This window comes from Streptomyces sp. NPDC127197 (assembly GCF_042672405.1).
Lineage (GTDB): Bacteria > Actinomycetota > Actinomycetes > Streptomycetales > Streptomycetaceae > Streptomyces > Streptomyces flavusporus.
On record NZ_JBHXVG010000010.1, the window covers coordinates 161,440 to 187,227 of the forward strand.

General features: G+C 72.0%; 26 protein-coding genes. 15 read left to right on the plus strand and 11 right to left on the minus strand.

Annotated elements, in window-relative coordinates; genetic code table 11:
• The first annotated feature begins 96 nt into the window (after positions 1-96).
• Positions 97-1,068 (plus strand): glucosyl-3-phosphoglycerate synthase, encoded by a 972-nt coding sequence (locus ACFVJQ_RS18210; protein WP_385511126.1) that lies wholly within the window; start codon positions 97-99, stop codon positions 1,066-1,068.
• Between the two features lie 83 nt (positions 1,069-1,151).
• Positions 1,152-2,540 (plus strand): trehalose-6-phosphate synthase, encoded by a 1,389-nt coding sequence (locus tag ACFVJQ_RS18215; RefSeq protein ID WP_385784983.1) that lies wholly within the window; start codon positions 1,152-1,154, stop codon positions 2,538-2,540.
• A gap of 145 nt (positions 2,541-2,685) precedes the next feature.
• On the opposite strand, the gene otsB is transcribed toward ACFVJQ_RS18215, so the two are convergent.
• The 3 genes from otsB to ACFVJQ_RS18230 form a co-directional block, all read right to left on the minus strand.
• Positions 2,686-3,543: a trehalose-phosphatase gene (gene otsB, locus ACFVJQ_RS18220; protein ID WP_385511128.1), complete on the minus strand. Its 858-nt coding sequence runs from the start codon at positions 3,541-3,543 to the stop codon at positions 2,686-2,688.
• 190 nt (positions 3,544-3,733) lie between these two features.
• The gene (locus tag ACFVJQ_RS18225; protein ID WP_385511129.1) at positions 3,734-3,967 is read right to left on the minus strand and encodes a DUF3263 domain-containing protein; all 234 of its coding nucleotides are present in this window, start codon (positions 3,965-3,967) and stop codon (positions 3,734-3,736) included.
• 36 nt (positions 3,968-4,003) lie between these two features.
• Positions 4,004-5,254 carry an extracellular solute-binding protein gene (locus ACFVJQ_RS18230; RefSeq protein ID WP_385511130.1) on the minus strand — a complete coding sequence of 417 codons (1,251 nt, stop codon included), beginning with the start codon at positions 5,252-5,254 and terminating at the stop codon, positions 4,004-4,006.
• A 136-nt stretch (positions 5,255-5,390) separates the two neighbouring features.
• Here ACFVJQ_RS18230 and ACFVJQ_RS18235 point away from each other — a divergent pair, with 136 nt between their 5' ends.
• The 3 genes from ACFVJQ_RS18235 (at position 5,391) to ACFVJQ_RS18245 (ending at position 8,629) form a co-directional block, all read left to right on the plus strand.
• The gene (locus ACFVJQ_RS18235) at positions 5,391-6,335 is read left to right on the plus strand and encodes an ROK family protein (protein ID WP_385511131.1); all 945 of its coding nucleotides are present in this window, start codon (positions 5,391-5,393) and stop codon (positions 6,333-6,335) included.
• Between the two features lie 128 nt (positions 6,336-6,463).
• Positions 6,464-7,570 carry an N-acetylglucosamine-6-phosphate deacetylase gene (gene nagA / locus ACFVJQ_RS18240; RefSeq protein ID WP_385511272.1) on the plus strand — a complete coding sequence of 369 codons (1,107 nt, stop codon included), beginning with the start codon at positions 6,464-6,466 and terminating at the stop codon, positions 7,568-7,570.
• Between the two features lie 129 nt (positions 7,571-7,699).
• The gene (locus ACFVJQ_RS18245; RefSeq protein ID WP_385784987.1) at positions 7,700-8,629 is read left to right on the plus strand and encodes a 1-phosphofructokinase family hexose kinase; all 930 of its coding nucleotides are present in this window, start codon (positions 7,700-7,702) and stop codon (positions 8,627-8,629) included.
• Positions 8,630-8,644: 15 nt separating this feature from the next.
• Here the strand turns inward: ACFVJQ_RS18245 and ACFVJQ_RS18250 are convergent, their stop codons facing one another.
• Both ACFVJQ_RS18250 and cdgB read right to left on the minus strand, forming a co-directional pair.
• The gene (locus ACFVJQ_RS18250) at positions 8,645-9,565 is read right to left on the minus strand and encodes a CBM35 domain-containing protein (protein ID WP_385784990.1); all 921 of its coding nucleotides are present in this window, start codon (positions 9,563-9,565) and stop codon (positions 8,645-8,647) included.
• Positions 9,566-9,683: 118 nt separating this feature from the next.
• On the minus strand, positions 9,684-11,336 hold the full coding sequence (gene cdgB, locus ACFVJQ_RS18255) for a diguanylate cyclase CdgB (RefSeq protein WP_385511136.1): 1,653 nt from the start codon (positions 11,334-11,336) through the stop codon (positions 9,684-9,686).
• Positions 11,337-11,629: 293 nt separating this feature from the next.
• Between cdgB and ACFVJQ_RS18260 the strand changes: the two genes are divergently transcribed.
• On the plus strand, positions 11,630-12,235 hold the full coding sequence (locus tag ACFVJQ_RS18260; RefSeq protein WP_385784993.1) for a flavin reductase family protein: 606 nt from the start codon (positions 11,630-11,632) through the stop codon (positions 12,233-12,235).
• Positions 12,236-12,251: 16 nt separating this feature from the next.
• Here ACFVJQ_RS18260 and ACFVJQ_RS18265 read toward each other — a convergent pair whose 3' ends face one another.
• A complete protein-coding gene (locus tag ACFVJQ_RS18265; RefSeq protein ID WP_385784996.1) occupies positions 12,252-13,094 on the minus strand; it encodes a sigma-70 family RNA polymerase sigma factor in 843 nt (280 codons plus the stop codon).
• Between the two features lie 99 nt (positions 13,095-13,193).
• Entirely contained in the window at positions 13,194-13,631 is a 438-nt protein-coding gene (gene arfB / locus ACFVJQ_RS18270; protein WP_385511139.1) for an alternative ribosome rescue aminoacyl-tRNA hydrolase ArfB, read from the minus strand.
• A 160-nt stretch (positions 13,632-13,791) separates the two neighbouring features.
• On the opposite strand from arfB, the gene ACFVJQ_RS18275 reads away from it, so the two are divergent.
• Positions 13,792-14,367: a TerD family protein gene (locus tag ACFVJQ_RS18275; protein ID WP_129802063.1), complete on the plus strand. Its 576-nt coding sequence runs from the start codon at positions 13,792-13,794 to the stop codon at positions 14,365-14,367.
• 78 nt (positions 14,368-14,445) lie between these two features.
• Here ACFVJQ_RS18275 and ACFVJQ_RS18280 read toward each other — a convergent pair whose 3' ends face one another.
• Positions 14,446-15,852: a M1 family metallopeptidase gene (locus tag ACFVJQ_RS18280; RefSeq protein WP_385784999.1), complete on the minus strand. Its 1,407-nt coding sequence runs from the start codon at positions 15,850-15,852 to the stop codon at positions 14,446-14,448.
• 38 nt (positions 15,853-15,890) lie between these two features.
• Between ACFVJQ_RS18280 and ACFVJQ_RS18285 the strand changes: the two genes are divergently transcribed.
• Entirely contained in the window at positions 15,891-16,391 is a 501-nt protein-coding gene (locus ACFVJQ_RS18285) for a hypothetical protein (RefSeq protein ID WP_385511142.1), read from the plus strand.
• Between the two features lie 44 nt (positions 16,392-16,435).
• On the opposite strand, the gene ACFVJQ_RS18290 is transcribed toward ACFVJQ_RS18285, so the two are convergent.
• On the minus strand, positions 16,436-17,137 hold the full coding sequence (locus tag ACFVJQ_RS18290) for a pentapeptide repeat-containing protein (RefSeq protein WP_385511143.1): 702 nt from the start codon (positions 17,135-17,137) through the stop codon (positions 16,436-16,438).
• A 151-nt stretch (positions 17,138-17,288) separates the two neighbouring features.
• Between ACFVJQ_RS18290 and ACFVJQ_RS18295 the strand changes: the two genes are divergently transcribed.
• From ACFVJQ_RS18295 to ACFVJQ_RS18310, 4 genes are all read left to right on the plus strand, one after another.
• The gene (locus ACFVJQ_RS18295) at positions 17,289-18,458 is read left to right on the plus strand and encodes an FAD-dependent oxidoreductase (protein ID WP_385785003.1); all 1,170 of its coding nucleotides are present in this window, start codon (positions 17,289-17,291) and stop codon (positions 18,456-18,458) included.
• 56 nt (positions 18,459-18,514) lie between these two features.
• Positions 18,515-19,486, plus strand: a complete 972-nt coding sequence (locus ACFVJQ_RS18300; protein ID WP_385511146.1) for a zinc-binding dehydrogenase — start codon at positions 18,515-18,517, stop codon at positions 19,484-19,486.
• A gap of 65 nt (positions 19,487-19,551) precedes the next feature.
• A complete protein-coding gene (locus ACFVJQ_RS18305; protein ID WP_385511148.1) occupies positions 19,552-21,054 on the plus strand; it encodes an MFS transporter in 1,503 nt (500 codons plus the stop codon).
• A 34-nt stretch (positions 21,055-21,088) separates the two neighbouring features.
• On the plus strand, positions 21,089-21,967 hold the full coding sequence (locus tag ACFVJQ_RS18310) for an aminoglycoside phosphotransferase family protein (protein ID WP_385511149.1): 879 nt from the start codon (positions 21,089-21,091) through the stop codon (positions 21,965-21,967).
• Here the strand turns inward: ACFVJQ_RS18310 and ACFVJQ_RS18315 are convergent.
• Complete coding sequence (locus tag ACFVJQ_RS18315; RefSeq protein ID WP_385511151.1) at positions 21,964-23,688, minus strand: HEXXH motif domain-containing protein; 1,725 nt, start codon at positions 23,686-23,688, stop codon at positions 21,964-21,966. The genes ACFVJQ_RS18310 and ACFVJQ_RS18315 overlap by 4 nt on opposite strands.
• Positions 23,689-23,698: 10 nt before the next feature.
• Complete coding sequence (locus ACFVJQ_RS18320; protein ID WP_224736703.1) at positions 23,699-23,869, minus strand: hypothetical protein; 171 nt, start codon at positions 23,867-23,869, stop codon at positions 23,699-23,701.
• Positions 23,870-24,055: 186 nt separating this feature from the next.
• On the opposite strand from ACFVJQ_RS18320, the gene ACFVJQ_RS18325 reads away from it, so the two are divergent.
• The 3 genes from ACFVJQ_RS18325 (at position 24,056) to ACFVJQ_RS18335 (ending at position 25,787) form a co-directional block, all read left to right on the plus strand.
• Positions 24,056-24,358: a trypco2 family protein gene (locus tag ACFVJQ_RS18325; RefSeq protein ID WP_224736702.1), complete on the plus strand. Its 303-nt coding sequence runs from the start codon at positions 24,056-24,058 to the stop codon at positions 24,356-24,358.
• Positions 24,359-24,363: 5 nt separating this feature from the next.
• Positions 24,364-25,470, plus strand: a complete 1,107-nt coding sequence (locus ACFVJQ_RS18330; protein WP_385785009.1) for a trypsin-like peptidase domain-containing protein — start codon at positions 24,364-24,366, stop codon at positions 25,468-25,470.
• A 131-nt stretch (positions 25,471-25,601) separates the two neighbouring features.
• Positions 25,602-25,787, plus strand: coding sequence for a hypothetical protein (locus ACFVJQ_RS18335; RefSeq protein ID WP_385511155.1), 186 nt, complete (start codon positions 25,602-25,604; stop codon positions 25,785-25,787).
• Position 25,788: the final 1 nt, after the last annotated feature.

Here is a 25,788-nt window from a genome sequence, read left to right on the forward strand (position 1 = left end):
GACTGTAACCGAAGGCCAGGACAGTTGAGATAGTCGTCCGAACCGCGAGATGGATCACAACCCCCTCGCCTGGAGAACGCAGAGGAGCCGCAAGCTGTGCTGGAAGAAGTCGAGCGCTGGCTGAGCACCCGCTCCTGGTCCCTGACCGATCGCCCGCTCCACAAGATCCTGGCCGCCAAACGCACGACGGGCCAGTCGGTCAGTGTCGTGCTGCCCGCACTCAACGAGGAGGAGACCGTCGGCGACATCGTCGCCGTGATCCGTCACGACCTCATGCAGCAGCTCCCGCTCGTCGACGAGATCGTCGTCGTCGACTCGGGGTCCACCGACCGCACCTCCGAGGTGGCCGCCGCCGCGGGCGCCCGGGTCGTCCACCGCGACGACATCCTGCCGCGCATACCGGCCCTCCCCGGCAAGGGCGAGGTCCTGTGGCGCTCCCTCCTCGTCACGAGCGGGGACATCGTCTGCTTCATCGACGCCGACCTGAAGGAGTTCTCCTCGGACTTCGTGTCGGGCATCGTCGGCCCGCTGCTCACCGACCCGGAGGTCGACCTCGTCAAGGGGATGTACGACCGTCCCCTCGGCACTGAGTCGGATTCGCTCGCCTCCGGCAAGACGGCGGGGCAGGGCGGCCGGGTGACCGAGCTGATGGCCCGTCCGCTGCTGAACATGCACTGGCCGCAGCTGGCCGGTTTCGTCCAGCCGCTGGGCGGCGAGTACGCGGCCCGCCGCTCGCTGCTCGAACAGCTCCCGTTCCCCGTCGGCTACGGCGTGGAGCTCGGCATGCTGGTCGACTCCCTCCACCTGGCCGGCCTCGACGCGCTCGCGCAGGTCGACGTCGGGGTGCGCAAGCACCGCCACCAGGACGGGCAGGCGCTCGGCCGGATGGCGGCGGCGATCTACCGCACGGCCCAGCTGCGGCTGGCCCGCGGCCATCTGATCCGGCCCTCCCTCACCCAGTTCGAACGGGTGGAGGACGGCTTCGAACCGCGTACGTTCTCCGTGGACACGGAGGAGCGGCCACCGATGGTGGAGATCGCCGAGTACGCCGCCCGGAAAGTGGCGTGACCGTTTTATGGGCGTTGTATACGGCCCCGCCGGGCGACCTTCCGTACGTTTGAGCGGATCCGGCTCGGGCTAGGTTGAGGCGTATGGCTTCAACGTACGGTGCTGCGCAGGTACTGGTGGCCTCCAACCGTGGCCCGGTCTCGTACGAGGTGCGCGAGGACGGCTCGCTGGCCGCCAGACGCGGCGGCGGCGGGCTGGTCTCCGGGCTGTCGGCCATCGGGCCGGACGCCGGCGCGCTGTGGGTGTGCTCGGCCCTCGGCGACGGCGACCGCGAGGCGGTGCGGCGCGGGGTGGGCGAGTCCGGCGTACGCATGCTGGACATTCCGGCCGCCGTGCATGCGGACGCGTACAACGGCATCGCCAACTCCGTGCTGTGGTTCGTCCACCACATGCTGTACCAGACGCCGCTGGAGCCGGTCTTCGACGCGGAGTTCCGGCGGCAGTGGGCGTCGTACGAGGCGTACAACCGCGCCTTCGCCGAGGCGCTGGCGCAGGAGGCGGCGCAGGGTGCCGCGGTGATGGTGCAGGACTACCACCTCAGCCTGGTCCCGGGGCTGCTGCGCGAGCTGCGCCCGGATGTGCGGATCGGCCACTTCTCGCACACGCCGTGGGCGCCGCCGGAGTACTTCCGGGTGCTTCCGGACGACATCGCCGGGCAGCTGCTGCGCGGAATGCTGGGCGCGGACCGGCTCGGCTTCCTCACCCATCGCTGGGCGGACGCGTTCACCGCGTGCTGCGAGGCGTTCGCCGGGGGCCTCGGGGACACCCGGGTCGGGGTGCACGGGCTCGGCGCGGACGCGGACTTCCTGCGGAAGCGGTCGCACGAGGCCGATGTGAACGAGCGGATGGCGACGCTGCGGGCGGAGATCGGCGAGGGCCGCAAGGCGATCGTCCGGGTGGACCGGACCGAGCTGTCGAAGAACATCGTGCGGGGCCTGCTGGCGTACCGGCAGCTGCTCGACGAGCACCCGGAGTGGCGTGAGCGGGTGGTGCACGTCGCGTTCGCGTACCCGTCGCGGCAGGATCTCGCCGTGTACCGGGAGTACACGGCCGAGGTGCAGCGGCAGGCCGAGGAGATCAACGGGCGGTACGGGACGCCGGGCTGGACGCCGGTGGTGCTGCACGTCAAGGACGACTTCGCACGGTCGCTGGCGGCGTACCGGCTGGCGGACGTGGCGCTGGTCAACCCCATCCGGGACGGGATGAACCTCGTCGCCAAGGAGGTGCCGGTCGTCTCCGACGAGGGGTGCGTGCTGGTGCTGTCGCGGGAGGCGGGGGCATATGAGGAGCTGGGGGAGGATGCGATCGGGGTGAATCCGTATGACGTGGTCGGGACGGCCGAGGCGTTGCATGAGGCGCTGACCATGTCGGTCGGGGAGCGGATGGAGCGGACGAAGCGGTTGGCTGCGGCTGCTACCGCCTTGCCGCCGGCTCAGTGGTTCCTGGATCAGCTGGGTGAGCTGAACGCCTGATCGGGCGGTGCGCGGTGCTGGTGGGGGTGGGTCGCGCGGCCCGGCGCTGACGGGGAGCCGCCCGCGCCCACCCGTGCCGCCCCAGCGGCACGACTGCCCGCGGCTTGACGGGGTGGCTGCGGCACGACTGCCCGCAGCCAGGCCGTCAGCCGATGCGTGCCGCCAGTCCGGCCAGCAGTCCTACGACGCCCTCCGGGCCGTTCACCACCAGATCTGCTCGTTTGCTCAGTTCGGTGACCTCGTCGCTGCCGCTGCAGACCAGTAGGCCGGGGGTGCCGGTGGAGCGGAGTTTTTCGATGGTGGCGTAGGCGGGGAGGTCGCCGAGGTCGTCGCCGGCGTAGAGGATGGAGGCGGCGGAGAGGTCGCGGGCGTGTTCGAGGAGGGCGACGCCCTTGTCCATGCCGGGTGGGCGGAGCTCCAGGACCATGCGGCCGGGTTCGACGATCAGGCCGTGCCGGGTGGCGAGGTCGGAGAGGGGTTCGCGCAGGGCCTCGAACGCGGCCTGGGGGTCGGCGGCGCGGCGGGTGTGGACGGCGACCGCGTGGCCCTTGTCCTCCACCCAGGTGCCCTGCCCGGTGCCCACCCGTTCGAGCAGCCCCGGCAGTTCCTCGCGGACGGCGGCGACACCGGGGTGCGGGGCGGGGGCGCTGACCTCGCCGCTCACGGCGTCCCAGCGTTCGGCGCCGTAGTGGCCTAGGACGACGAGGTGCTCGAGGCCGGGTACACCCGCGAAGCCGCCGTACCGCACGGCTACGTCCGCCGGGCGGCCGGTGATCACGGCGACGGAGGCGACCTTCGGGGCGAGGGCGGCGAGCGCGGGCACCGCATCGGGATGGGCCCGCGCCTGCTCGGGGTCGGGCACGATCGGGGCGAGTGTCCCGTCGAAGTCGAGGGCGATCACCGCCTTGCCGGGCCGGGCGAGAATCGCGTCGAGCCCGTCACGCCCGGCGGGGGTCGAGGGCGTCGGGAGAGTCGTGTTGGGTTCGGTCTCGTGGCTGCCCATAGGGCGACCCTATCCGCGGGCGGGCCTGTCCGGGAGCGAGCCTGTCCGGGGACGAGCCTTTACACGCCGGGCGGCATCATCCAGCCCGTCCGGCGTTTGAGGACGAGGCCGTCCAGACCGAAGCGGGGGCCTGGGGGCGGCAGCCCCCAGCAGGGGCCCACACCCACGCCGGGTGACCAGAAAACGCCGGTCACCGCCCCGCCCGCCGCCGCTCCCGCAGCCTGCGAAGGCGATTCACCGTCACCGGATCGTGCGCCAACGCCCGCGGATCGTCGAGCAGGGCGTTGAGCAACTGGTAGTAGCGCACCGGGGCCAGCCCCAGCTCCTCCCGTATCGCCCGTTCCTTCGCTCCGGGCCCGGCAAATCCCCGGCGTTCCAGCGCGAGGATGTCCTGTTCCCGCCGTCCGAGCCGCTCCTGCTCCATGCCCGAAACCGTAACCTCCGGCACCGACAGCGCGACCTATCCCGCCGCCGAGCTCTCCGCCGTGGTCGCCGTCGACTGCAGCTGACCGAGGATCGCCGACGGGCTGCCACCGGGCTCCACGGCGGAGCCGATCCGCTTCTTGACCTCCGCGCTGACCGCCGCCCAGGACGTCTTGCCGACGGGGTAGAACTCGGCGAGCGGCAGCTCGTCCAGGAACGGCTTGAGGTCCCGGTCCTCGGACGCGCCGCTCATGGCCTCGGACGCGGCGTTGGTGACCGGCAGCAGGTCGTACTCGCGGGAGAAGGCGAGGACGTTCTCCTCGCTGTAGACGAAGTCGAGGAAGTCGCCGACCTGCTCCTTGTGGCCGTTCTGCTTGAACGCCAGCATCCAGTCGGCGACGCCCATCGTGGCCTTGCTCTCACCGTTCACGCCGGGCATCGGCACCATGCCGAACTTCACGCCCTTCTTCTCGGCCATCTTCATCAGGGACGGGTGGCCGTTCAGCATGCCGACCTCGCCCCGGGCGAAGGCGGCGAACGCGTCGGCGCGGTTGAGCTTGCCGGGGGCGACCGGCCCGGTGAGGTCCTCGCCGACCAGTTCGTCGCGCAGCCAGGTGAAGGTCTCGACGTTCTCCGTGGAGTCGATGCCGTAGGTGCCGACGGTGTCGGTGTAGCCGCCGCCCCCGCTGAGCAGCCACTGCATGGTCTCGGCCTGCGCCTCCTCGGAGCCGAGCGGCAGGGCATAGGGGTACTTCACGCCCTCGGCCTTCAGGGCCGCGGCGTCGGCGGCCAGTTCCGCCCAAGTGGTGGGCGGGGTGAGGCCGGCCTCCTCGAAGAGGGTCTTGTTGTAGAAGAGCAGGCGCGTGGAGGCGGCGAACGGCAAGCCGTACTGCGCCCCGTTGACCTGCCCCGCGCTGGCGAGCGCGGAGGAGAAACCGGCCTGGACCGGTATGGAGAGCAGGTCGTCGGCGGTGTAGAGCAGGTCGTCGGCCGCGTAGTCGGCGTACGCGCCGATCTGGGCCATGTCGGGCGCCTTCCCGGCCTCGACCATCTCCTTCACCTTGGCGTCGATGTCGTTCCAGGAGTAGACGCTGACCTCGACGTTCACATCCGGGTGGTCGGCCTCGTACTCCTCGACCAGCTTCGCCCAGTACTTCTTCGAGCTGTTGGCCGCGCTGTCGCCGTAGTCGGCGGCGACCAGCCGCAGCGTCACGTCGGCCGAGTCTCCGCCGAGGCCGCAGCCGCCGAGGACCGCCGTCATGCCCAGTGCGGACACCACCGCGATCATTCCTGTCCTGCGCCGCTGCACGTGCTCTCGCCCACCCTTGCCGAAAGATACATCTGACTTTTCGAAAACCGGATTAAGGTCTACACCACGCAAGTGGACTAGACCTCTTCCGGGTCCTCGGGCCACACTGTCCCCCGTGAGACACGTCATCGCCCTCGATGTGGGCGGCACCGGGATGAAGGCCGCCCTGGTCGGGGCGGACGGCGCCCTGATCCACCAGGCGCGCCGGCCGACCGGTCGGGAACGCGGGCCCGGCGCGGTCGTCGACGGCATTCTCGGCTTCGCCGCCGAGCTTCGCGCGTACGGCGAACAGCACCTCGGCACGCCCGCGGCCGCCGCCGGCGTCGCCGTCCCCGGCATCGTCGACGAACAGCACGGCATCGCCGCCTACGCGGCCAACCTCGGCTGGCGTGACGTCCCCCTGCGCGAACTCCTCGCCGACCGGCTCGACGGCATCCCGGTCGCCCTCGGCCACGATGTGCGCACCGGCGGACTCGCCGAGGGCCGCATCGGTGCCGGGCGGGGCGCGGACCGGTTCCTGTTCGTGCCGCTGGGCACCGGCATCGCGGGTGCCATCGGCATCGACGGCCGGGTGGAGGCGGGTGCGCACGGCTTCGCGGGCGAGATCGGCCATGTCGTCGTACGGCCCGGCGGGACGCCCTGTCCCTGCGGACAGCGCGGCTGCCTGGAGCGGTTCGCGTCCGCGGCGGCGGTGAGCGAGGCGTGGGCCGCCGCCTGCGGGGACCCGGAGGCGGACGCGGCGGACTGCGCGAAAGCCGTCGCGTCCGGTGATCCGAACGCCGTACGAGTGTGGCAGGAGGCCGTGGACGCCCTGGCCGACGGCCTGGTCACCGCGCTCACCCTGCTGGACCCGCGCACGCTCATCATCGGTGGCGGGCTGGCCGAAGCAGGGGAAACGTTGTTCACACCGCTGCGGGACGCGGTGAGAGAACGCATCACCTTCCAGAAGCTGCCGACGATCGTCCCAGCTGCCTTGGGCGACACGGCCGGCTGCCTGGGTGCGGGACTCCTGGCCTGGGATCTCCTCGACCACACCGACCGCAAGGAGGAAACGCCCTGATGGCAACCCCCCCAGGGGCGCGGGACAGCGTCGATATGCGGCTCCGCCGCGGGGCGCGACCAGCCACAGACAACCCGCAGCCCGCGACCGGCAAGGTGCCCCTGATCCTCTCCGGCGCCAACGTGGTCATGCCGACGGGAACAGTCAAAGACGGCCAAGTGATCGTCGACGGCACACAAATCGCCGCCAGCGCCCCAGCCGACGTGCCCGAGATCGACCTGTCCGGCCACTGGCTAGTACCCGGCTTCGTAGACCTCCACAACCACGGCGGCGGCGGAGCCTCCTTCACCTCCGGCACCGTCGACGAGGTCCTCAAGGGCATCCACACCCACCGGCTGCACGGCACGACCACCCTGGTCGCCTCCACGGTCACCGGCGACATGGACTTCCTCACGCGTCGGGCGGGCCTGCTCTCCGAGCTGGCCGAGCAGGGCGAGATCGCCGGGATCCACTTCGAGGGGCCGTTCATCTCCCCGTGCCGCAAGGGCGCGCACTCCGAGGAGCTGCTGCGCGACCCCGAGCCTTCCGAGGTCCGCAAGCTGATCGACGCGGCGCGTGGCAGGGCGAAGATGCTCACGCTCGCCACCGAACTGCCGGGCGGCATCGACTCCGTACACCTCCTGGCCGATCACGGCGTCATCGCGGCGATCGGGCACACGGACGCGACGTACGAGCAGACGGTGGAAGCGATCGACGCGGGCGCCACGGTCGCCACGCACCTGTTCAACGCCATGCCCGCGCTCGGCCACCGCGCCCCCGGCCCGATCGCCGCCCTGCTGGAGGACGAGCGGGTGACCGTCGAGCTCATCAACGACGGCACGCACCTGCACCCGGCCGCCCTGGAGCTGGCGTTCCATCACGCGGGCCCGGAGCGGGTCGCGTTCGTCACGGACGCGATGGACGCGGCCGGCTTCGGCGACGGCCGCTATCTGCTCGGCCCGCTGGAGGTCGAGGTCAGCGACGGCGTGGCGCGCCTGGTGGAGGGCGGCTCGATCGCCGGCTCCACGCTCACCCTGGACCGCGCCTTCAAGCGGGCGGTGACCATCGACCGGCTGCCGGTGGAGCACGCGGTGGCAGCCCTGTCGGCCAACCCGGCGCGGCTGCTGGGCCTGGACGACCGGATCGGCTCCCTCGAGCCCGGCAAGGACGCCGACCTGGTGCTGCTGGACGCCGACTTCGAACTCAAGGGCGTGATGCGGCAGGGAGAATGGGTGGTTGAGCCCCAACTGCCCTGATACATCAGCCAGTAGAGAGCCGGCCGAAGAGACGGTGGCCGACCGGACGACTGTGCCGACCGCCGTCTCTTTGGCATGATCGACCCCCGGAGAACGACAAGCGCATTCACTCGGGGGAGGTCGGCCCAGGTGATCCTCACGGTCACGCTGAACACCGCTCTCGACATCACCTATCGCGTACGGTCCCTGCGGCCGCACACCACCCACCGGGTCTCCGAGGTGACCGAACGCCCCGGCGGCAAGGGCGTCAACGTCGCCCGCGTCCTGGCCGCGCTCGGTCACGAGGTGACGGTCACCGGCTTCGCCGGCGGCAGCACCGGACGGATCGTGCAGGACGCGCTGACCGCCACGCCGGGTGTGGTCGACGCGCTCGTCCCGATCGGTGGCACGACCCGGCGCACCATCGCCGTCGTGGACGAGCGGACCGGCGACACGACCCAGCTCAACGAGCCCGGCCCGGCCATCGCACCGGCCGAGTGGTCCGCGTTCCTGGAGGCCTACGAGGACCTGCTGGCGCCGGCGAGCGCGGTGGCCCTGTGCGGCAGCCTGCCGCCGGGTGTGCCGGTGGGCGCGTATGCGGGCCTGATACGCACCGCGCGTGCGGCGGGCGTGCCCGTGCTGCTGGACACCAGCGGCGAGCCGCTGCGCCGCGGGGTGGCCGCCCGCCCTGACGTCATCAAGCCCAACGCCGACGAACTGGCCGAACTCACCGGCTCCCACGAGCCGTTGCGCGCCACCCAGGACGCCCGCCGACGCGGCGCCCACGCGGTGGTCGCCTCCCTCGGCCCGGAGGGCCTGCTCGCCCTGACCCCCGAGGGCCGCTGGCGCGCCACCCCACCGACCCGCGTCCACGGCAACCCGACCGGCGCCGGCGACTCCGCAGCCGCGGGCCTGCTGTCGGGCCTGGTCGACCACCTCCCCTGGCCGGACCGCCTGACCCGCGCCACCGCCCTCGCCGCGGCGACGGTCCGCGCACGGGTGGCGGGCGAGTTCGACCAGGGCACGTACGAGGAGCTGCTGGGGCGGGTGGCGGTGATCGGGGAGGTCAGCGCGGCGTGAGGGTCAGCCGTTGGACTACTCGACCCAGCCCTTGACCAGCCACACCTGGTCGAGGTTGGCGTCGCACTGGTTGCCCTGCTCGCACGAGATCTTGATGGTGTTCGTGCCCTTGTTGAGCTGGACGTAGTTGTAGGTCCGCGTCCAGCCCTTCTCGTAGTCGCCTTCGGGGGCCTTCGCGTAGTTCTCCATGTCGACCGGCGTGCTGGCGGCCGTGCCGTTGACCGTGAGGGTCGCGTTGGCGTCCTTGCCGGGCACGCCGTAGCCGACGTACAGCGTGTACTTGCCGGACTCGGGAATGCCGTTGACGGCCCAGGTGACCGAGGCGCCGACGGCGTTGAAGCCGGTCACGTAGACACCGCCGTCCGCCTTGGCGCCCTTGATGTCGGAGGCGGTGGTGGCGCCACCGCCGAGCTGCAGGGCCTTGGCGTCGACGGCGGGCAGCTCCTCCTCGCTGCCCGCGCTGCTCTCGCTCGAGGGGCTCGACTCCGCGCTCTGGGAGGCCGACGGGGTGGTGGTGGGCTGGTCGCCGCCCGCCGCGTTGTCGTCGTCGCCGCCGAGCATCGCGACGCTGATGCCGATCACGACGGCGGCGACCACCGCGATCGCGCCGATCAGCAGGCCCTTGGTGTTGGGGCCGCGGCCCCGGCCGCCACCGCCGCCCGGGGCGGACTGCGTCTGGACGGTGGGGGCGCCGCCGGGGAACGACTCGGGCGCGGCGTAGTGCGGGTTCGGCTGGCCGTACGCGCCCTGCTGCTGCGGCGGCACGGTCTGCTGGCCGTAGGGCCGCTCGCCGACCGTCCGCACCCTGCTGACCGAGTTCGGGTAGCCGTAGCCGCCGGACGGCGGCTGGGCGCCGTTTGCCTGACCGTCGGCGTACAGATAGCCGAACGGGTCGTCGTCCTCGGGCGTGCTCGCGCCGTTGTTGCCGGGCGTCATCCCTAGGTCTCCTCAACAGGTGCGGAACGGATGCGGTACGTGGTGAGAATGGCGAGCCTACCCGCTCGCCGTGGCCCAAACGGGTGACCAGGATCGCATCATTCCGCAGACCTGCGGTTCATCCCGCACGCCGATGCTGTTTGGGACGAGACCGTTTCTCGACGTACATCCGTTCGTCAGCGGATTTCAACACTTCGTCCGCCGTCATGCCGCAGTGCGCCCATCCGATGCCGAAACTCGCCCCGACCCGGACGGCCCGTCCCTCGGCCCGGATCGGCTGGATGATCTCGTTCCGTAGCCGTACGGCGAGGTCCTGGGCGTCGGCCCGGCCGAGGCCGTCGGCGAGGATCACGAACTCGTCGCCGCCGAGCCGGGCGACGGTGTCGCCGTCGCGGACGCCGTTGCTGAGGCGGCGCGCGACCTCGATGAGCACCGCGTCGCCCGCGTTGTGCCCGAACCGGTCGTTGATCGACTTGAAGCCATCGAGGTCGCAGAAGAGGACCGCGAGCCCCTTGGTGCCGTCGTCGTGTTCACCCTCGGGGGCGATGGTGTGGACGTGGTGGTCGTAGACGTCGTACGCGTCACGGCGCGCCGGGAAGTCGAAGCCGGCGTCGTAGGCGGGGTGGCCGTAGGCCGCGTCCTGGGAGTCGTGGACGGCGGGCAGGCCGGACTGCGGGCGCTGACAGAGACGGGCGGAGAGGCGGGAGCGCAGCTCGGCGGAGTTCGGCAGGCCGGTGAGGGAGTCGTGGGAGGCGCGGTGGGCGAGCTGGAGCTCGCGGCGCTTGCGCTCCTCGATGTCCTCGACGTGGGTGAGCAGAAAGCGGGGGCCGTCGGCGGCATCGGCGACCACGGAGTTGCGCAGGGACACCCAGACGTAGGTGCCGTCGCGGCGGCCCAGGCGCAGCTCGGCGCGGCCACCCTCGGCCGAGGTGCGCAGCAGCGTGCCTATGTCCTCGGGATGGACGAGGTCGGAGAAGGAGTAGCGGCGCATCGCGGAGGCGGGGCGGCCCAGCAGGCGGCACAGGGCGTCGTTGGTGCGCAGGATCCGGCCGTGCTGGTCGCCGCCCATCTCGGCGATGGCCATGCCGGAGGGGGCGTACTCGAAGGCCTGCCGGAAGCTTTCCTCGCTGGCCCGCAGGGCCTGCTGTTCGCGTTCCAGGCGGACCAGGGCGCGCTGCATATTCGCGCGTAGACGAGCGTTGCTGATGGCGATGGCGGCTTGGAAGGCGTACATCTGGAGCGCCTCGCGTCCCCATGCGCCGGGGCGGCGGCCGTTGCGCGGCCGGTCCACGGACAGGACGCCGATCAGTTCGCCGGAGGACGGGCCGCCCTGGGCGCCCGGCGCGTACATCGGGGCGAACAGCCGGTCGGAGGGGTGCCACTCGTCCTCGAAGCGGGGGGCGGGGCCCTCGGTGTACCACTGCGGGACGTCGTCGTCGTCGAGGATCCAGCCCTCGGTGTGCGGGATGAAGATCAGGTCGCCCCAGGTCTCGCCCATGCTCAGCCGGCGCTCCCACGACTCGCGGGAGCCGACCCGGCCGGTGATCAGGGCCTCGGCGGCGGGGTTGCCGGAGAAGGCGGCGACGACGAGATCGCCGTCCGGGCGGACGAGGTTGACGCAGGCCAGCTCGTAGCCCAGGGCGGTGACGACGCCGTCCGCGACGGTCTGCAGGGTGTCGGCCAGGCTGCGTGCGGTGTTCATGTCCGCCATGACCTGGTGCAGCTGCCGCAGGGACGCAAGGCGGACATACGGCTCCGACTCGGTCTCCATGCTCGCCCTCCCCCCGAGACCTCGCAGCGAATCAAGGGTTCTCTTCGGCGTATCGTCCTTCAGCTTCCCGCCACTGAATCACAGCGCGCTGCCCACTCGGTACACAGGGTCAACAATTAATGCCCCTTGTGACTCAAGTCACAGTAGAACGTGAACAATTGAGTGGGGTTTCTGTGTTTTTCCCGTGCGTTTACCGAACGCAAGCTTTGTAGCGGTGTCCATCGCTGGTCCTACGACCGCGCTCGGGCTGAGGTCCGATGCGGGGGGCACGCACCGGAGACTAGCGTTTCGGTGTGCTGAACACCCGCCGCCCCGCTCCACCCGCCGCCCTGCCCGCCCAGCCCGCCCCCGCGGCCGATGCCGCCGGGCATGCTGTGGGGGTGAGCAACGACGAGTTCAGGGCGGCCATGTCCCGGCTGGCGGCCGGTGTGGTCCTGGTGACCGCGAAGGAGCCGCCGCTCGACCCGGACGACCCGCAGGCGCCGGATGGTGAGGACGTCGGCATGACGGCGACGGCCTTCATGTCGGTGTCCCTGGACCCGCCGCTGGTCCTGGTCAGCCTGCGCGAGGGGTCCCGCATGGACGACCTGCTCGCCGAGCAGCCCCTGTGGGCGGTCTCGGTGCTCTCCGAGAGCCAGCGCCACATCGCCGGCCGCTTCGCCATGAAGGGCCGCATCAGCGACCGCCTGCTCTTCGAGGACATCCCCTACGTCCGCGGCGAGGCCACCGGGGCGCCCCTGGTCGGCGGCGCCCTGGCGACCCTGGAGTGCCGCACCGAACAGCGCGTCACGGCCGGTGACCACACGCTGGTGGTGGGCCGCGTCCTGACGGCCCGCGTCCCGAGCGCGGACGGCGGGCCGCTGACGTACTTCAAGGGGCGGTACCGGCAGCTGGGGTAGCTCAGCTGCCGGTGGACTACTCCAGGGTGATGTCCAGCCGGGACAGGTCTGCCGGGTCGGTGACGCCCTCGATGACGGCGATCCGGTCCCGTACGAACCTGAAGATCGTCGCCCGCTCGACGCGTCCGTCGGCGGAGAGCACCACCAGCCCGGCGGCCCCGTCGACCAGAGCGGGCCGCTCGGTCCGGCCGAGGCGGGCGTAGCTGATGGCGCCCGAGGCGACCGCCGCCGCCCCGGTGTTCACACCGGCCTCGGAGCGGACCACCACATCCGGGTCGAGCACCTCCAGCAGCCCGTCGAAGTCCCCGCCCCGCGCCGCGGCGAGAAAGGCGTCGACGACCTGCCGCTGCCGTACGAGATCGGCCTCGGGCGCCGGAGCGCCCTGCACCCGGCGCCGGGCCCGGCTGGCCAGCTGCCGGGCCGCCGTCGGCGTACGGCCCACGATGGCGGCGACCTCCTCGTACGGCACGGCGAACATGTCGTGCAGCACGAAGGCCAGCCGCTCGGCCGGGGTCAGCGTCTCCAGGACGACGAGCAGCGCGACGCCCACCGAGTCGGCGAGCAGCGCGTCCTGCTCGGGGTCGACTCCGGCGGCGGGGACCGGCGCGCCCGCGTCCAGCGACTCCTCCGCGCGGGACTTGCGGGAGCGCAGCATGTCCAGGCACACCCGGCCCACCACGGTCGTCAGCCAGCCGCCGAGGTTGCCGACCTCCCGGGTGTCGCTGCGGCTCAGCCGGAACCAGGCCTCCTGCACCGCGTCGTCGGCCTCGGCGAGCGAGCCGAGCATCCGGTAGGCCACGGCACGCAGATGCGTGCGGTGTGCCTCGAAGCGCTCGGCGAGGAGGTCGTTGTCGCCCATGGGTCCTGTCACCAGCCCTCGTAGCGGTCCATCGTCAGTGGCCTTTCACTGCGGCCTTCACCGGCTTGACGGATCCCGCGGAGGAAATGTGACAGCGCCCTACCCCCAGTCGCGGCCCGACCGCCCCCGCTTCGTCTCCGAGCGCTGCTTCTTCTCCCGCAGCCGGCGTTCGTTGATGCCGCGCGGTATGCGTGTCGGCTTGCGGGGCTTGGGCGGGGGCGCGGTCGCCTCGGCGAGGAGGGCCGCGAGGCGTACGGCGGCGGTCTCGCGGTTGCGCCACTGGGACCGGTGCTCGGAGGCCCGGACCGCGATGACGCCGTCGACCAGGCGTCCGGCCAGCCGCTCCAGTGCGCGTCGCTTCCACACCTCGGGCAGCGCCTCGGTCGCGGCGAGGTCGAAACGCAGTTCGACCTGGGAGTCACTCGTGTTGACGTGCTGCCCGCCCGGCCCCGAGGAACGCGAGAAACGCCACTGGAGCTCGGCCTCGGGGAGCGAGACGGAGCCTCGGATGAGGTAGGGACCGGACATGGCTGACATGTTCCCGCCTGGAGTGGGCGCGAGTCACGCGAATATCGCCGAAGGTAAAGAAAGTAAAGAGCCGGGAACCCGTGGCACCTCCCTCCGCGTTCATAGGGGTAGCTGTAGCTTCAGTACCGCACACGCATAGCGCACGCATCGAGGGAAGGAACTCCCGACCATGGCTGTAAGCCTGTCCAAGGGTGGCAACGTCTCGCTCACCAAGGAGGCTCCGGGCCTGACCGCCGTCACCGTGGGCCTCGGCTGGGACGTCCGCACCACCACCGGCACCGACTTCGACCTCGACGCGTCCGCGATCGCGGTCAACACGCAGGGCAAGGTGTACTCCGACCAGCACTTCGTCTTCTTCAACAACAAGCAGACGCCGGACCAGACGATCGTCCACACGGGCGACAACCTCACCGGTGAGGGCGCCGGCGACGACGAGCAGATCAACGTCAACCTGGCCGGCCTCCCGGCCGACATCGACAAGATCGTCTTCCCGGTCTCCATCTACGACGCCGAGACCCGCTCGCAGAACTTCGGCCAGGTCCGCAACGCTTACATCCGCATCGTCAACCAGGCCGGCGGCACCGAGATCGCCCGCTACGACCTCTCCGAGGACGCCGCCACCGAGACCGCCATGGTCTTCGGCGAGCTGTACCGCAACGGCGCCGAGTGGAAGTTCCGCGCCGTCGGCCAGGGCTACGCCTCGGGCCTGGTGGGCATCGCCCAGGACTTCGGCGTGAACGTCTGAGTTCCGCCCGCACAGTGACGTGGCCCCCGGCCGGGAAACGGCTGGGGGCCACGCTGCGTACCGCACCCGGTGTGCGCGTCAGGCGCGGTCCGGTTTTCCCTCGCCGTACAGCCAGTCGTCCCAGACGCGGCCCAAGTCCTTGCCGGGGGCTTTCCTCTCGACGTACGCCGTGAAGTCCTCGGTGTCCGCGGTGCCGTGGCGGTGGGCCGTCGCCCAGCCCCGGATCAGCTTGTGGAACGCGGCGTCGCCGACGGTCTGGCGGATCTTGTGCAGGACCATCGCGGCGCGGTCGTAGACCGGCCGGCCCGAGATGCGCGCGGCATCGGGCGGGTCTGCGGGCGGGAACGACCAGATCGCCTCGTTCTCGACCGGGTTGTCGTAGTAGTCGCCGGCGTACAGGGCGTCGAAGATCTGCTGAGCGGTCTCACCGCCGTGGTCCTCCTGCCAGAGCCATTCGGCGTAGGTGGCGAAGCCCTCGTTGAGCCACATGTCCTGCCAGGTCCTCGGGGAGACGGAGTCGCCGTACCACTGGTGGGCGAGTTCATGGACGAGGAGCCGGATGTCGGGGGCGCCGGGGAAGACCGGGCGGCTCTGGGTCTCCAGGGCGTAGCCGGCGTCGCCGACGCGCTCGACGATCGCGCCGGCGGAGGAGAAGGGGTACGGGCCGAAGAGGTCCTCGGCCCAGGCGAGCACGTCGGGGATGCGGGCCAGGACCGCGCGGCTCGCCGACGTCTCGGCGGGGTCGACGGCGGTGTACACGGGCAGGCCGTCGTAGGTGGTGGAGCGGGTGATGTCGTAGCGGCCGACGGCGAGGGTGACGAGGTAGCTCGCCATCGGGGCGGTGGTGCGCCACGTGGAGGTCGTACGGCCGCCAGTGGTCGTCTCGCTCGTCAGCTCCCCGTTGGAGACGGCCCGCAGACCCTTCGGGACGGTGACGGCGAGGTCGTACGTCGCCTTGTCGGAGGGGTGGTGGTTGCCGGGGAACCAGGCCATCGAACCGGTCGGCTGGCCGAGGGCGAGCGCGCCGTCCGCGGTGGGCAGCCAGCCCTCCTCGGAGCCGTCCGGATCGGTGATCGTCACGGGGGTGCCCGAGTAGCGGACCGTCACACGGAACGTGCGGCCCTCGGCGAGGTCGTCGCGGGGGCGGATCGTCAGCTCCTGGCCGGTGCGGTTCCAGCGGGCGGTGCTGCCGTCGACGGTGACCTTCTCGACGTCCAGGCCTTTGAGGTCGAGGTTGAAGGCGGAGAGGTCCTGGGTGGCACGGGCGGTGATCACCGTGCGGCCGGTGAGGTGGCGGGAGGCGGGGGTGTACGCCAGGGTCAGGTCATGGTGGGTGACGTCGTAGCCGCCGTTGCCGGCCTTCGGGAAGTACGGGTCGCGGACGCCGGAGCCGCCCGGGGTGCCCTGGGCGCCGCCGGTTCCGCACGCGGGCGCGGTCAGGGCGAGGACGAGGACGGCCGGGACAACGCGGGCGAAACGGGACACGTCCGGGATCCTATGAGGGGCGTGACACCATCGCCTACGTGCTCGACATCGGCTATGCCCTCTCCAACCGGTTCCCGGACCCTCCCCAGACCGACTACCGCCACGCGGACGTACACGCCCTGCGCTACGACCTGTTCTGCGGTGACGTCTATCTCGCCGACACCAAGACGGACCGGGAGCTGTCCACAGCCTGGGGATGGGTGCCGGTGCTCGACTTCGCGTGGGCGCTGTGCGACATCGTCGAGCAGCTCGACCGCGATCCGGCGGGCTCCCGCGCCGCCCGGCCGCAGCGGGCGGAGCTGGACTTCACCGAGTCCACCGACCGGATGCTGTTCGAGCGCCGCTTCGGGTGGGTGGACATCGAGTCCGACTGGATGCCGGCCGAGGAGCCGCCGCTCACCTTCTCCCATGCCGAGCTGCGGCGGGAGGCGCGGGACTTTCTGCACGATCTGATCGCCGACCTGTGCGATCTGCACGAGTCCCTCGCGGACAATCCCGTGATCTGGTCGTTGCAGGCGCGGTTTCCGAGGGTGCGGTGAGTTTTGTGGCGGGGGGCTGACAGTGCCTGGCCGGCGGTGACCAGTCACTCCACCCGGATCCCCGCCTCCGCCGCCAACACCGGCGCCAGGTCCAGCAGTTGCCCCGTACTGATCACCGCCCCCGACAGCCGGTCGACTCCCCGGGCGATCTCCAGCGGAGCCGCCCCGCGCAGGTCCACGTCTCTCAGCGTCGCCGCGCTGAGGTCGGCGGCTCTCAGCGCGCAGTCCACGAACTCGACGCGGGTCAGTTCCGCGCCCCCGAAGTCGGGTTCCACCAGGACGCAGCCCTCGAAGACGACATCCTTGAGCCGGGCCCGGCGCAGATTCAGGTAGTCGATCTTGCCGCCGCGGATCAGGACGCGTTCCAGGGCGGCGCCGTGCAGCTGTACGCCGCCCAGGCGGGCGTCGGTCAGTTCGACATCGCGCAGGGTGGACTCCGCCAGGTCGGTGCCGACGCCGCGTGGGGCGGTGAGGACGGAGTCCAGGATGCGGGCGCGATACAGCCGCGTCTCGTCCAAGGCGCACGCCGTGAGCGCGCAGTCCATGAAGCGGGCGCCACCGCCGTCCTGACCGGCGAAGTCCGCGTCCCGGAACTCCAGCCCGTCGTAGTCCCCGTCCGGCTCCACTCCACCCCCGTCGTACGGCTCCAGCTCCGGCAGCCGCACCTCCGGCCGCCGCGCCGCCCGCACACCGGACCCACCGCTCCCACCGGCTCCGCCAGCCCTACCCGTCCCTGTCCTCGCCATGGCCCCATGCTGCACCCCGCCACTGACAATCGGCGTGAGCTGGGAAAACCTCACCTCGCCGACACCACCCGACCTCCCGATGTCACATTCGCGGCCCCTCGATCCGTCGTACTCGTGAAAGAGGCGACCCGAGCAGAGGGAGACCCCACTCATGCACCGCATCACCGTCATCGGCGGCGGTTTCGCCGGACTCACCGCAGCCATCACCGCCGCCGAGGCGGGCGCCAAGGTCACCGTGTACGAAGCCCACCACACCCTGGGCGGGCGGGCCCGGACCGCCGAGGGCCCGTACCGCACGAACGAGGGCCCGCACGCCCTCTACAACGGCGGCCCGCACTGGGCGTGGCTCAAGCAGCGGGACCTCATCGGCCCCCTGGCGACCATCCCGCCCCTGGAGGCCGCCAGGCTGCGGCTGCGCCACCGGGGCGCCCTGCGCCGTACTCCGCCGTTCGCCATGCTCAAGCTGCTGCGCTGCAGCGCCCGGCACGCCCCCGTCGACGTCGACTTCCTGACCTGGGCCACGGAACAGGCGGGCGAGGAGGGTGCACGGGCCGCCGCCCACTACGCCGCCGTCGCCCTGTTCCACCACGACCCCGGCGCGCTGTCCGCGGCGTTCGTCCAGGAGCGGCTGCGCCGCGCCGCCAAGCTGCCGCCCGAGGCGCACTATCCGCGCGGCGGCTGGGCGAACGTGATCGACCGGATGGCCGCCCGCGCCTGGAATCTGGGCGTCCGGATGGAGACCCTGTCCCGCGTCGACACCCTGCCCACCGACACGCCGGTCGTCGTGGCCACCTCCCTGGACGCCGCCCGCCGCCTTCTCGGCGACGCCTCCCTGACCTGGCCGAGCGGCCGTACCGCACTCATCGACCTCGCCGTGCGCACCCGGCGCGGCGACGCCTTCGCGGTGTCCGACCTGGACACGCCCGGCTGGCTCGAGCGCTTCACGGCGCAGGACCGCACCCTCGCCCCGGCGGGCGAGCAGCTGATCCAGGGTCAGATCCCGATCGCCCCGCACGAGTCCCGCGCCGACGGCATCGCCCGCGCCGAGCAGCTTCTCGACCTCGGCTTCACCGGCTGGCGCGAGCGCGTCACCTGGCGGCGGGAGGCGGTCGCGAACGGCCGTACCGGAGCCGTGGACCTGCCCGGCACCACCTGGCGGGACCGGCCCGCCGTGGACCGCGGCGACGGCGTGTACCTGGCGGGCGATCAGGTCGCCGCGCCGGGTGTGCTGTCGGAGGTGTCCTTCAACAGCGCCCTGACCGCGGTGTCGCTGGCGCTGGGGCAGCGCGGCCGGCAGCCGCTTGACCTCAAGCACGCTTGAGGCTGAAGGGTGGGGGCGCACCACAGAAGGACACGTCTTGAAAGGCAGGACCTCATATGCGCGCCATCCGCCTCCACGCCTTCGGCCCGGCCGAGAACCTCACCCTCGAAAAGGTCGAGGACCCGGTGCCCGGCCCCGGCCAGGTCCGCATCGCCGTCGCCGCGGCCGGCGTGCACTTGCTGGACACGGCGATCCGGGCGGGCCACCCGGGCCCCGGCCCCGCCCCCACGCTGCCGACCGTGCCCGGCCGTGAGGTCGCCGGCGTCGTCGAGTCCCTCGGCGAGGGCACGGACGAGGCCTGGCTCGGCAAGCGGGTCGTCGCCCACCTCGGCTTCGTCCCCGGCGGCTATGCGGAACTCGCCGTCACCGGCGCCGACCGGCTGCACGAGATCCCGGCGAACCTCGACTTCGCGCAGGCCGTCGCCATGATCGGCACGGGCCGTACGACGATGGGGATCGTGCAGTTCGCCGAGCCGGGCCCGGACGACGTGGTCGTGATCCCGGCCGCCGCCGGCGGCATCGGCACCCTGCTCGTGCAGTACGCCAGGAACGCCGGCGCCACCGTCGTCGGCCTCGCCGGTGGCCCGGAGAAGACGGCCCGGGTCGCCGCGAACGGCGCCGACCTGGCCGTCGACTACAAGGACCCGGCCTGGCCCGAGAAGGTCCAGGCCTACGACGGCAAGGTCACCGTCGTGTACGACGGCGTCGGCGGCGACACCGCCCGTACGGCCGTCGGCATGCTCGCCCCCGGCGGCCGGCACATCGTGTTCGGCTGGTCGGCCGAGGGCATCCAGGGCGGCGAGCCGCTGGTCGTCGAGGGCGTCACGGAGCAGGTCCTCGGCCCGGTGATGCTGGAGAAGGCGGGCGGCCCCAACCCCCTGCGCACCCTCGAGCTCCGGGCCCTCACCGAGGCCGCCGAGGGCCGTCTCGTCCCGGCCGTGCACCGCTTCCCGCTCGCCGAGGCGGCGGCCGCGCACCGGGCCCTGGAGACCCGCGGGACGACCGGCAAAGTCGTCCTGGAGCCATGACACGGCACCACCAGACCTTGGTGCAATACACCACAAAACACCCCGGTTCATGGTCTTCTGGCCGGATGAGTGCCTCCCGGACGGCTGAAGCCGGCGCATCCGTGGACCCCGACCCCCGCCGCTGGTGGGGGTTGATGGTGATCGCCCTCGCACAGCTGATGGTGGTCCTCGACGCCACCATCGTGAACATCGCGCTCCCCTCCGCACAGCGCGACCTGGACATGTCCGACGGCAACCGCCAGTGGGTCATCACGTCCTACACCCTGGCGTTCGGCGGTCTGCTCCTGCTCGGCGGCCGCGTCGCCGACCTGGTCGGCCGCAAACGCACCTTCGTCATCGGGCTCGTCGGCTTCGCCACCGCCTCCGCGTTCGGCGGCGCCGCCGCGAACGCCGGCATGCTGTTCGGCGCCCGCGCCCTCCAGGGCGTCTTCGCCGCGGTCCTCGCCCCCTCCGCGCTGAGCCTGCTCACCACGACGTTCACCGACCCCCGGGAACGCGGACGGGCCTTCAGCATCTACGGCACCCTGGCCGCCAGCGGCTCCGCGATCGGCTTCATGGTCGGCGGCCTGCTCACCGAGTACCTGAACTGGCGTTGGTGTCTCTACGTCAACGTGCCCATCGCGGTCATCGCGGTCGCCGGCGCCTTCGCCCTGCTCCAGGACAGCCCCGGCCACGCGGGCGCCCGCCTGGACGTGCCCGGCGTCCTGCTGGGCTGCGGCGGCCTGGTCGCGATCGTGCACGGCTTCGGCCAGGCGGAGTCCCGAGGCTGGTCGGACCCCATGGTCCTCGGCCTGTTCGCGGGCGGCGCGGCCCTCGTGGCCGTCTTCGTGTGGTGGCAGACCAGGGCGCCCGTACCGCTGCTGCCCCTGCACATCATCAAGGACCGCAACCGCGCGGGCTGCTACCTGACCATGATGCTGGCCGTCATGGGCATGTTCGGCATGTTCCTGTTCCTGACCTACTACCTGCAGACCGTCCTCGACTACACCCCCGTGCAGACGGGTCTGGCGTTCCTCCCGCTCACGGCGTCGATCCTCATCGGCTCCACCCAGATCGCGGCCCGCCTGCTCCAGCACGTGCCGCCCCGCCTGCTCCTAGCCCCCGGCATGGTCCTGGCCGCCTCCGGGATGCTGTACCTCACGCGGATCACCGTGCACTCCGAGTACGCCACCGACATCCTGCCCGCACTGATCCCGATGGGCCTCGGCATGGGCCTGACCTTCACGCCGGTCTTCTCCACGGCAACCGCCGGCGTCGCCCCGCACGACTCGGGCGTCACCTCGGCCGGCGTCAACACCGCACAGCAGGTGGGCGGTTCCATCGGTACGGCCCTGCTCAACACCATCGCCACCACCAGCAGCACGACCTACCTCGCCGCACACCTCACCGGCCCCGCCCAACGCGCCGAGGTGATCCGCGAGGGCATCGTCCACGGCTACACCGTCGCCATCCGGTGCGCCGTCGGCATCATGCTCCTGGCCGGCCTGGTGGCAGTCCTGATGATCACAGCGAAGGCCCCGAAAAGCCGTGCGGCGGCCCAGCCCCCGATACCGGAGTCGGTCGCCTGACCCGACCGCCCCACAGCAGCGTTAGGGTCGGACGGTGATCGAGATTCCGGACGAACTGGCGGCGGCGCAGGCGAAGTTCAACGGCGAGGCGGGCCGGGACTTCATCGCCCGGCTGCCGGAGCTGGCGGCCGCCTTCCTGGACCGCTGGGAACTGGGCCTCGACGGCACTCCGATGCACGGTGTGGCCGCCCTGGTCCTGCCGGTGCTCCGCGCCGACGGCACCCCGGCCGTGCTGAAGCTGCAACTCCTGGACGAGGAGAGCGAGGGCGAGCCGGTCGCGCTGCGGGTGTGGGACGGCGACGGGGCGGTACGGCTCCTCGACCACGACCCGGACACCGGCACGATGCTCCTCGAACGCCTCGACCCCGCCCGCATGCTGTCCCACGTCCCCGACACCCGCGAGGCCGTCCTGGTCATCGCCCGCATGCTGGCCCACCTGACCTCCGTACCGGCACCGGACGGCATGCGGCGGCTCGGTGACATCGCGCGGGCGATGCTGGAGCAGACGCCGTGGGCGCTGAAGCGGATCCCGGACCCGCAGGCCCGCCGCCTGCTCGCCGGCTGTGCGGCCGCCGTGCGGGAGGTCGTCGACGAGCCCGGCGACCGGCTTCTGCACTGGGACCTGCACTACGAGAACGTCCTCGCCTCCGACCGCGCCCCCTGGCTCGCCATCGATCCCAAGCCCCTCGCCGGCGACCCCGGATTCGACCTGTTGCCTGCCATCGACAACCGCTTCGACGCCGCCGACATCGACTGGCGTTTCGACGCGATGACCGACGTCATGGAGCTGGAACGGGCGCGGGCCCGGGCCTGGACGCTGGGGCGGGTGCTGCAGAACTGCCTGTGGGAGATCGAGGACGGCCGACCGCTGGAGGAGGAGCAGCTGGAGATCGCACGCCGACTGCGCGGTTAGGCCGCGTCCGGCGGGAGCATGCGGCCCAGCTCCAGCGGGTCGGCGCGTCCGTCGAGTTCGGTGTGCAGGGCCGCGGCCAGCTCCGGTTGGGCGAGCAGTCCCTCGCCGGCGGGGTCCCCTTCGGCCCGGGCGGCGAGTCCCAGCCCCACCCAGGTCTCCGGGTCGCCCTCGCCGCGGACGATGCGCGCGTGGCAGGCGCGCAGCGCCTCGGCCGTACGGCCCGTGACGAGGTCGATGTCCTCGGGCCGCGCCCCGCTCACCGTGGCACCGGGGTCGTCCCGCAGCCGCTCGAACCCGGCCGGGTCCGCCAGCAGCCACCTCGCCAGCACCGCCCGCGTGTCGAAGCCGCGCACCGGCCGCCCGGGGACGAGCGCCGGCCCGTGGCCCGGCGCGACGGGCGGGGCCACGTGGGGCCAGGCCTCCGTAAGGGACCGGACGGTGCCGCGGTCGGGTCGCAGGTGGTACGCCCGCCAGGTCGCGCGGTGGTCCGCGATCGCCAGGTCGGCCGCGGCGCGGGCCCGCCCGTCCACCGGCTCCGCGAGCCACGGCTCCAGCCGCCCGGCGAGTTCGGCCACCAGGCGCCGCCCCAGGTCGGTGAGCCCGTTCGACCGGCCGATGGTGCCCAGTGCGTGCGCCGTCTGGGCGCGCCACAGCGCGTACTCGAACCGCCCGAGCGGATGGTCGCGCCGCCGCCAGAAGGCGGTGACTCCGAAGAACGCGTACACCCCTTGGAGCAGTCCGCCCAGCGGCCGGGGGTCGTCCCGCCAGGGGGCGTAGTACAGCCGGGCGTCCTGGTCCTCGTACAGGGTGAACAGGTGCATGAACGCGCTGAGTTTGTTGTGCTGGAACTCGTGCACCAGCGTCGAGGCGAACTGCTCGCCGTCGTCGGGGACCGACGCCACCGCCGTGCCGAAGGCGTCGCCGGAGGAGGCGCTGTGCGGCCGGAACCGCTCGGAGCGCGGGCGGGGCACGACGGACACCAGTCCGTCGGCCAGCGCCCGGGCCTCGTCGCGGTCGGTGGCGTGCAGGATGTCCCAGGCCGAGCCGAACAGCTCCTGCCACTCGGCGGCGGAGTCGAGCGGCTCGGGAACGCCGGGCGTGCGCAGGGCGCGATAGGGGTCGATGTCGTCCAGGAGCAGCGTGCGTCCGTCGGCGCGCAGTTCGGCCGGCGCGTGCCAGTCCGGTCCGCCCAGTCGGCGGCCCGCGACCCGTACGTCCCCGTCGTGGGCGGAGACCTCGGCGACGGTCCAGTCCGGACCGCCGGGCACCCGCATGGCCCCGAGCGCGGGCAGCACGGCCCAGCCGTGCCGGACCGGGATGCCGGTACGGAACTCCAGGCCGGCGCGGACCGCCGCGCTCGCCGCGAGTGCGTGCAGATGCCCTGTCTCCGCCCACAGGGGCGCGTGGTGGTCGGCGGTGCCGCGCAGCCGACGCAGTGTGTGCGCCGCCCACATGCCGACGGCCGGGTAGGACAGCAGCCGCTCCACCTCCGGCGCGGCCACGGTCCAGGCCCGCGACAACAGCCGCCAGCCCTCGGCGAGCGGAGGCAGCGGACCGGTCGGCGCCGTCGCCGCCGCGTCCAGCAGCGCCCGTACGACGAGCAGCCGCCAGCTGCGCTCGCTCGCGCGCAGGGCGTCCACCGTCGCGGGGCCTCCCCCGCCGCCCAGCAGTTCGTCGAACGACTGCGGTGACAGGACGTGGGGCCGGGCCGTCTGGTGCATGGGAGGGTGCCTATTCGTCGCGCTGTGGGTTGTAGCCGCCGAGGCTGCCGGCCGGGTCGTCGATACGGCTGAGCAGGCGCCGCATGGAACCCTCGGCGGACGGCAGGTCCAGGGCCGGCCAGAGGTCCAACGGGACGCCGCTGAGATCGATCAGCTCCGACTCGACTCCGGACTTCTCCATGACGCCGTCCCCATGACAGTGGAAGTGAGTGATGCGAACAATGCCTGATATATGCCGCTATCTTACGGTTTCGACACTTTCCAGGCCGCTGGATGACCCTAATGCATCCGCGGCGTCACACAGATCCAGGAATGCGGAATGCACCCGGATCGAGTGAAGGAAGGGCGGCCCGGGTAGGGACCGGACGTGATTGAACTCGCCGAGCTGATAGAGGAGTTGCGCCGCGAACTGACCGCGGCACGCACCGCCGCGCAGGGGGAGGACCTGTACTTCGAGGTGGGCCCGGTGGAGCTGGAGGCGGCCGTCGTCGTGGAGCGGTCCGCGACGGCGGGCGGGAAGATCCGCTTCTGGGTGGTGGAGACCGGCGCGGACGGCCGGATGGCGGACAGCGTCACCCACCGGGTGAAGCTGACGCTCGATCCGCGCACCCGCAGCGGCGGCGGACGTGCGCCGTGGGTGGGCGACGACGAGGCCGAGGGCGAGCGCTGAGCGGGGTGACTCGAGCGCGTCGCGGACTGGAGCCGGCACGGGTGGCGGAGGTGCTGGTGCGCCGTCCCGAGGGCCGCGGCGCCGGACGCCGGGGTTCCGGCTACCGCGTCGGCCCGTCGTACGTCCTCACCGCCGCGCATGTCGTCCGTACCGCCGATGCGGAGCGGCCCCAGGTGCACGTACGTTTCGAAGCCGGCCGCCCCGACGAGTGGACCGCGCCCGCGCGCGTGGTACTGGCCTCCGAGAGGGCCGACGTGGCGCTCCTGGAGCTCACCGGGCCCGTGCCGCCCGGTGTCCACGCGGCCGGGACCGAGCCACCCGCATACGGTGCCGTACCCGACACGGACGAGCTGCTGCCGTGCAGCGCGCTGGGCTTCCCGCGGTTCAAGCTACGCGAGGACCGGATGCGGCGGCTCGACGACGGCTCGCCCGCCCAGTACCGCGACTCCTGCCACGCCACCGGGATGATCTCGGTGCTGTCCAACCGCCGCGAGGGCACCCTCGAACTCGCGGTCACTCCACCGGAGTCGGACCCCGAACCCGACCGCTCCCCCTGGGCGGGCATGTCCGGCGCGGCGGTCTGGCACGACGGCACGCTCATCGGGCTGGTCAGCGCCCACCACCGCTCGGACGGCCTGGGCCGCCTCGCCGCCGTCCGCGTGGACCGCTGGTACGAGCTGCTGCCGAGAGCCGACTTCACCCTGCTGCACCGGTACGCCGGACTGCCCGCGTCACCACCCGAGCCGGCCGTCCTCGCACCCGGCATCGCGGGCCCCGGCAGCCTGGCGCACCTGCCGGACGACCTGCCGCTGCGGGAACTCGACGGACTGGTGAGCGCGTTGACCGCACTGCCCACGGTGAGCGACCGCACCACCCTGGCGCTGGTGCTGGGCAGCATCGATCCGGTGATCGCGGCCATGAGCCCCCGCTCACCGGCGCTGCGTCCGGACGTGTTCGGGATCCTGCGCACCTGCCTGCGCTATCGCGGCACGTTGGACCAACTCATGGAAGCGATACGGTTGATGGAGGGCGACTCCGCCGGAGTGGCCCGTATGAACAAGGAGGCGGTGGAGCTGTCCCGGCGCCACCGCGGCGGTGATGACGACCGCTGACCTGATATCGCAGCACCGCGCGCATGTGGTGTTTCATCCAGGCTACGGCGGGCCATTATCAGGGGGATGTGAGCAGCCCGCATCCGCAATTGCAGCCGGGGGGAAGGGGTTTGGCCGTCATGGAGCCGTCTGTGGCCGCCGTCGAGTCCAGCCTTGTCGATCTCGCGGGGGTGTCTCTTGAAACACTGCGCTCCATTGACAGTCGATTTCTCGCCGCGTCCCTCGAGGAGCTGCAGCACGGGATCGACCACCCGATGGCCAGCGTCTCCGGCTTCGGAGAAGGCGGAGGAGGAGGCGGCGGGGGGCGTTTCGACTGAC

Excerpts from the sequence above, each read along its gene's own strand:
- nagA (WP_385511272.1), top strand. The coding sequence starts at position 6,464 with ATGCCGACGGGAACAGTCAAAGACGGCCAAGTGATCGTCGACGGCACA.
- arfB (WP_385511139.1), bottom strand. The coding sequence starts at position 13,631 with ATGTCAGCCATGTCCGGTCCCTACCTCATCCGAGGCTCCGTCTCGCTC.
- ACFVJQ_RS18225 (WP_385511129.1), bottom strand. The coding sequence starts at position 3,967 with ATGGAGCAGGAGCGGCTCGGACGGCGGGAACAGGACATCCTCGCGCTG.
- ACFVJQ_RS18320 (WP_224736703.1), bottom strand. The coding sequence starts at position 23,869 with ATGGAGAAGTCCGGAGTCGAGTCGGAGCTGATCGATCTCAGCGGCGTC.
- ACFVJQ_RS18265 (WP_385784996.1), bottom strand. The coding sequence starts at position 13,094 with ATGGGCGACAACGACCTCCTCGCCGAGCGCTTCGAGGCACACCGCACG.
- ACFVJQ_RS18275 (WP_129802063.1), top strand. The coding sequence starts at position 13,792 with ATGGCTGTAAGCCTGTCCAAGGGTGGCAACGTCTCGCTCACCAAGGAG.
- ACFVJQ_RS18300 (WP_385511146.1), top strand. The coding sequence starts at position 18,515 with ATGCGCGCCATCCGCCTCCACGCCTTCGGCCCGGCCGAGAACCTCACC.
- ACFVJQ_RS18290 (WP_385511143.1), bottom strand. The coding sequence starts at position 17,137 with ATGGCGAGGACAGGGACGGGTAGGGCTGGCGGAGCCGGTGGGAGCGGT.
- ACFVJQ_RS18250 (WP_385784990.1), bottom strand. The coding sequence starts at position 9,565 with ATGACGCCCGGCAACAACGGCGCGAGCACGCCCGAGGACGACGACCCG.
- ACFVJQ_RS18305 (WP_385511148.1), top strand. The coding sequence starts at position 19,552 with ATGAGTGCCTCCCGGACGGCTGAAGCCGGCGCATCCGTGGACCCCGAC.
- ACFVJQ_RS18230 (WP_385511130.1), bottom strand. The coding sequence starts at position 5,254 with ATGATCGCGGTGGTGTCCGCACTGGGCATGACGGCGGTCCTCGGCGGC.
- ACFVJQ_RS18215 (WP_385784983.1), top strand. The coding sequence starts at position 1,152 with ATGGCTTCAACGTACGGTGCTGCGCAGGTACTGGTGGCCTCCAACCGT.
- ACFVJQ_RS18315 (WP_385511151.1), bottom strand. The coding sequence starts at position 23,688 with ATGCACCAGACGGCCCGGCCCCACGTCCTGTCACCGCAGTCGTTCGAC.
- cdgB (WP_385511136.1), bottom strand. The coding sequence starts at position 11,336 with ATGGAGACCGAGTCGGAGCCGTATGTCCGCCTTGCGTCCCTGCGGCAG.
- ACFVJQ_RS18295 (WP_385785003.1), top strand. The coding sequence starts at position 17,289 with ATGCACCGCATCACCGTCATCGGCGGCGGTTTCGCCGGACTCACCGCA.
- otsB (WP_385511128.1), bottom strand. The coding sequence starts at position 3,543 with ATGGGCAGCCACGAGACCGAACCCAACACGACTCTCCCGACGCCCTCG.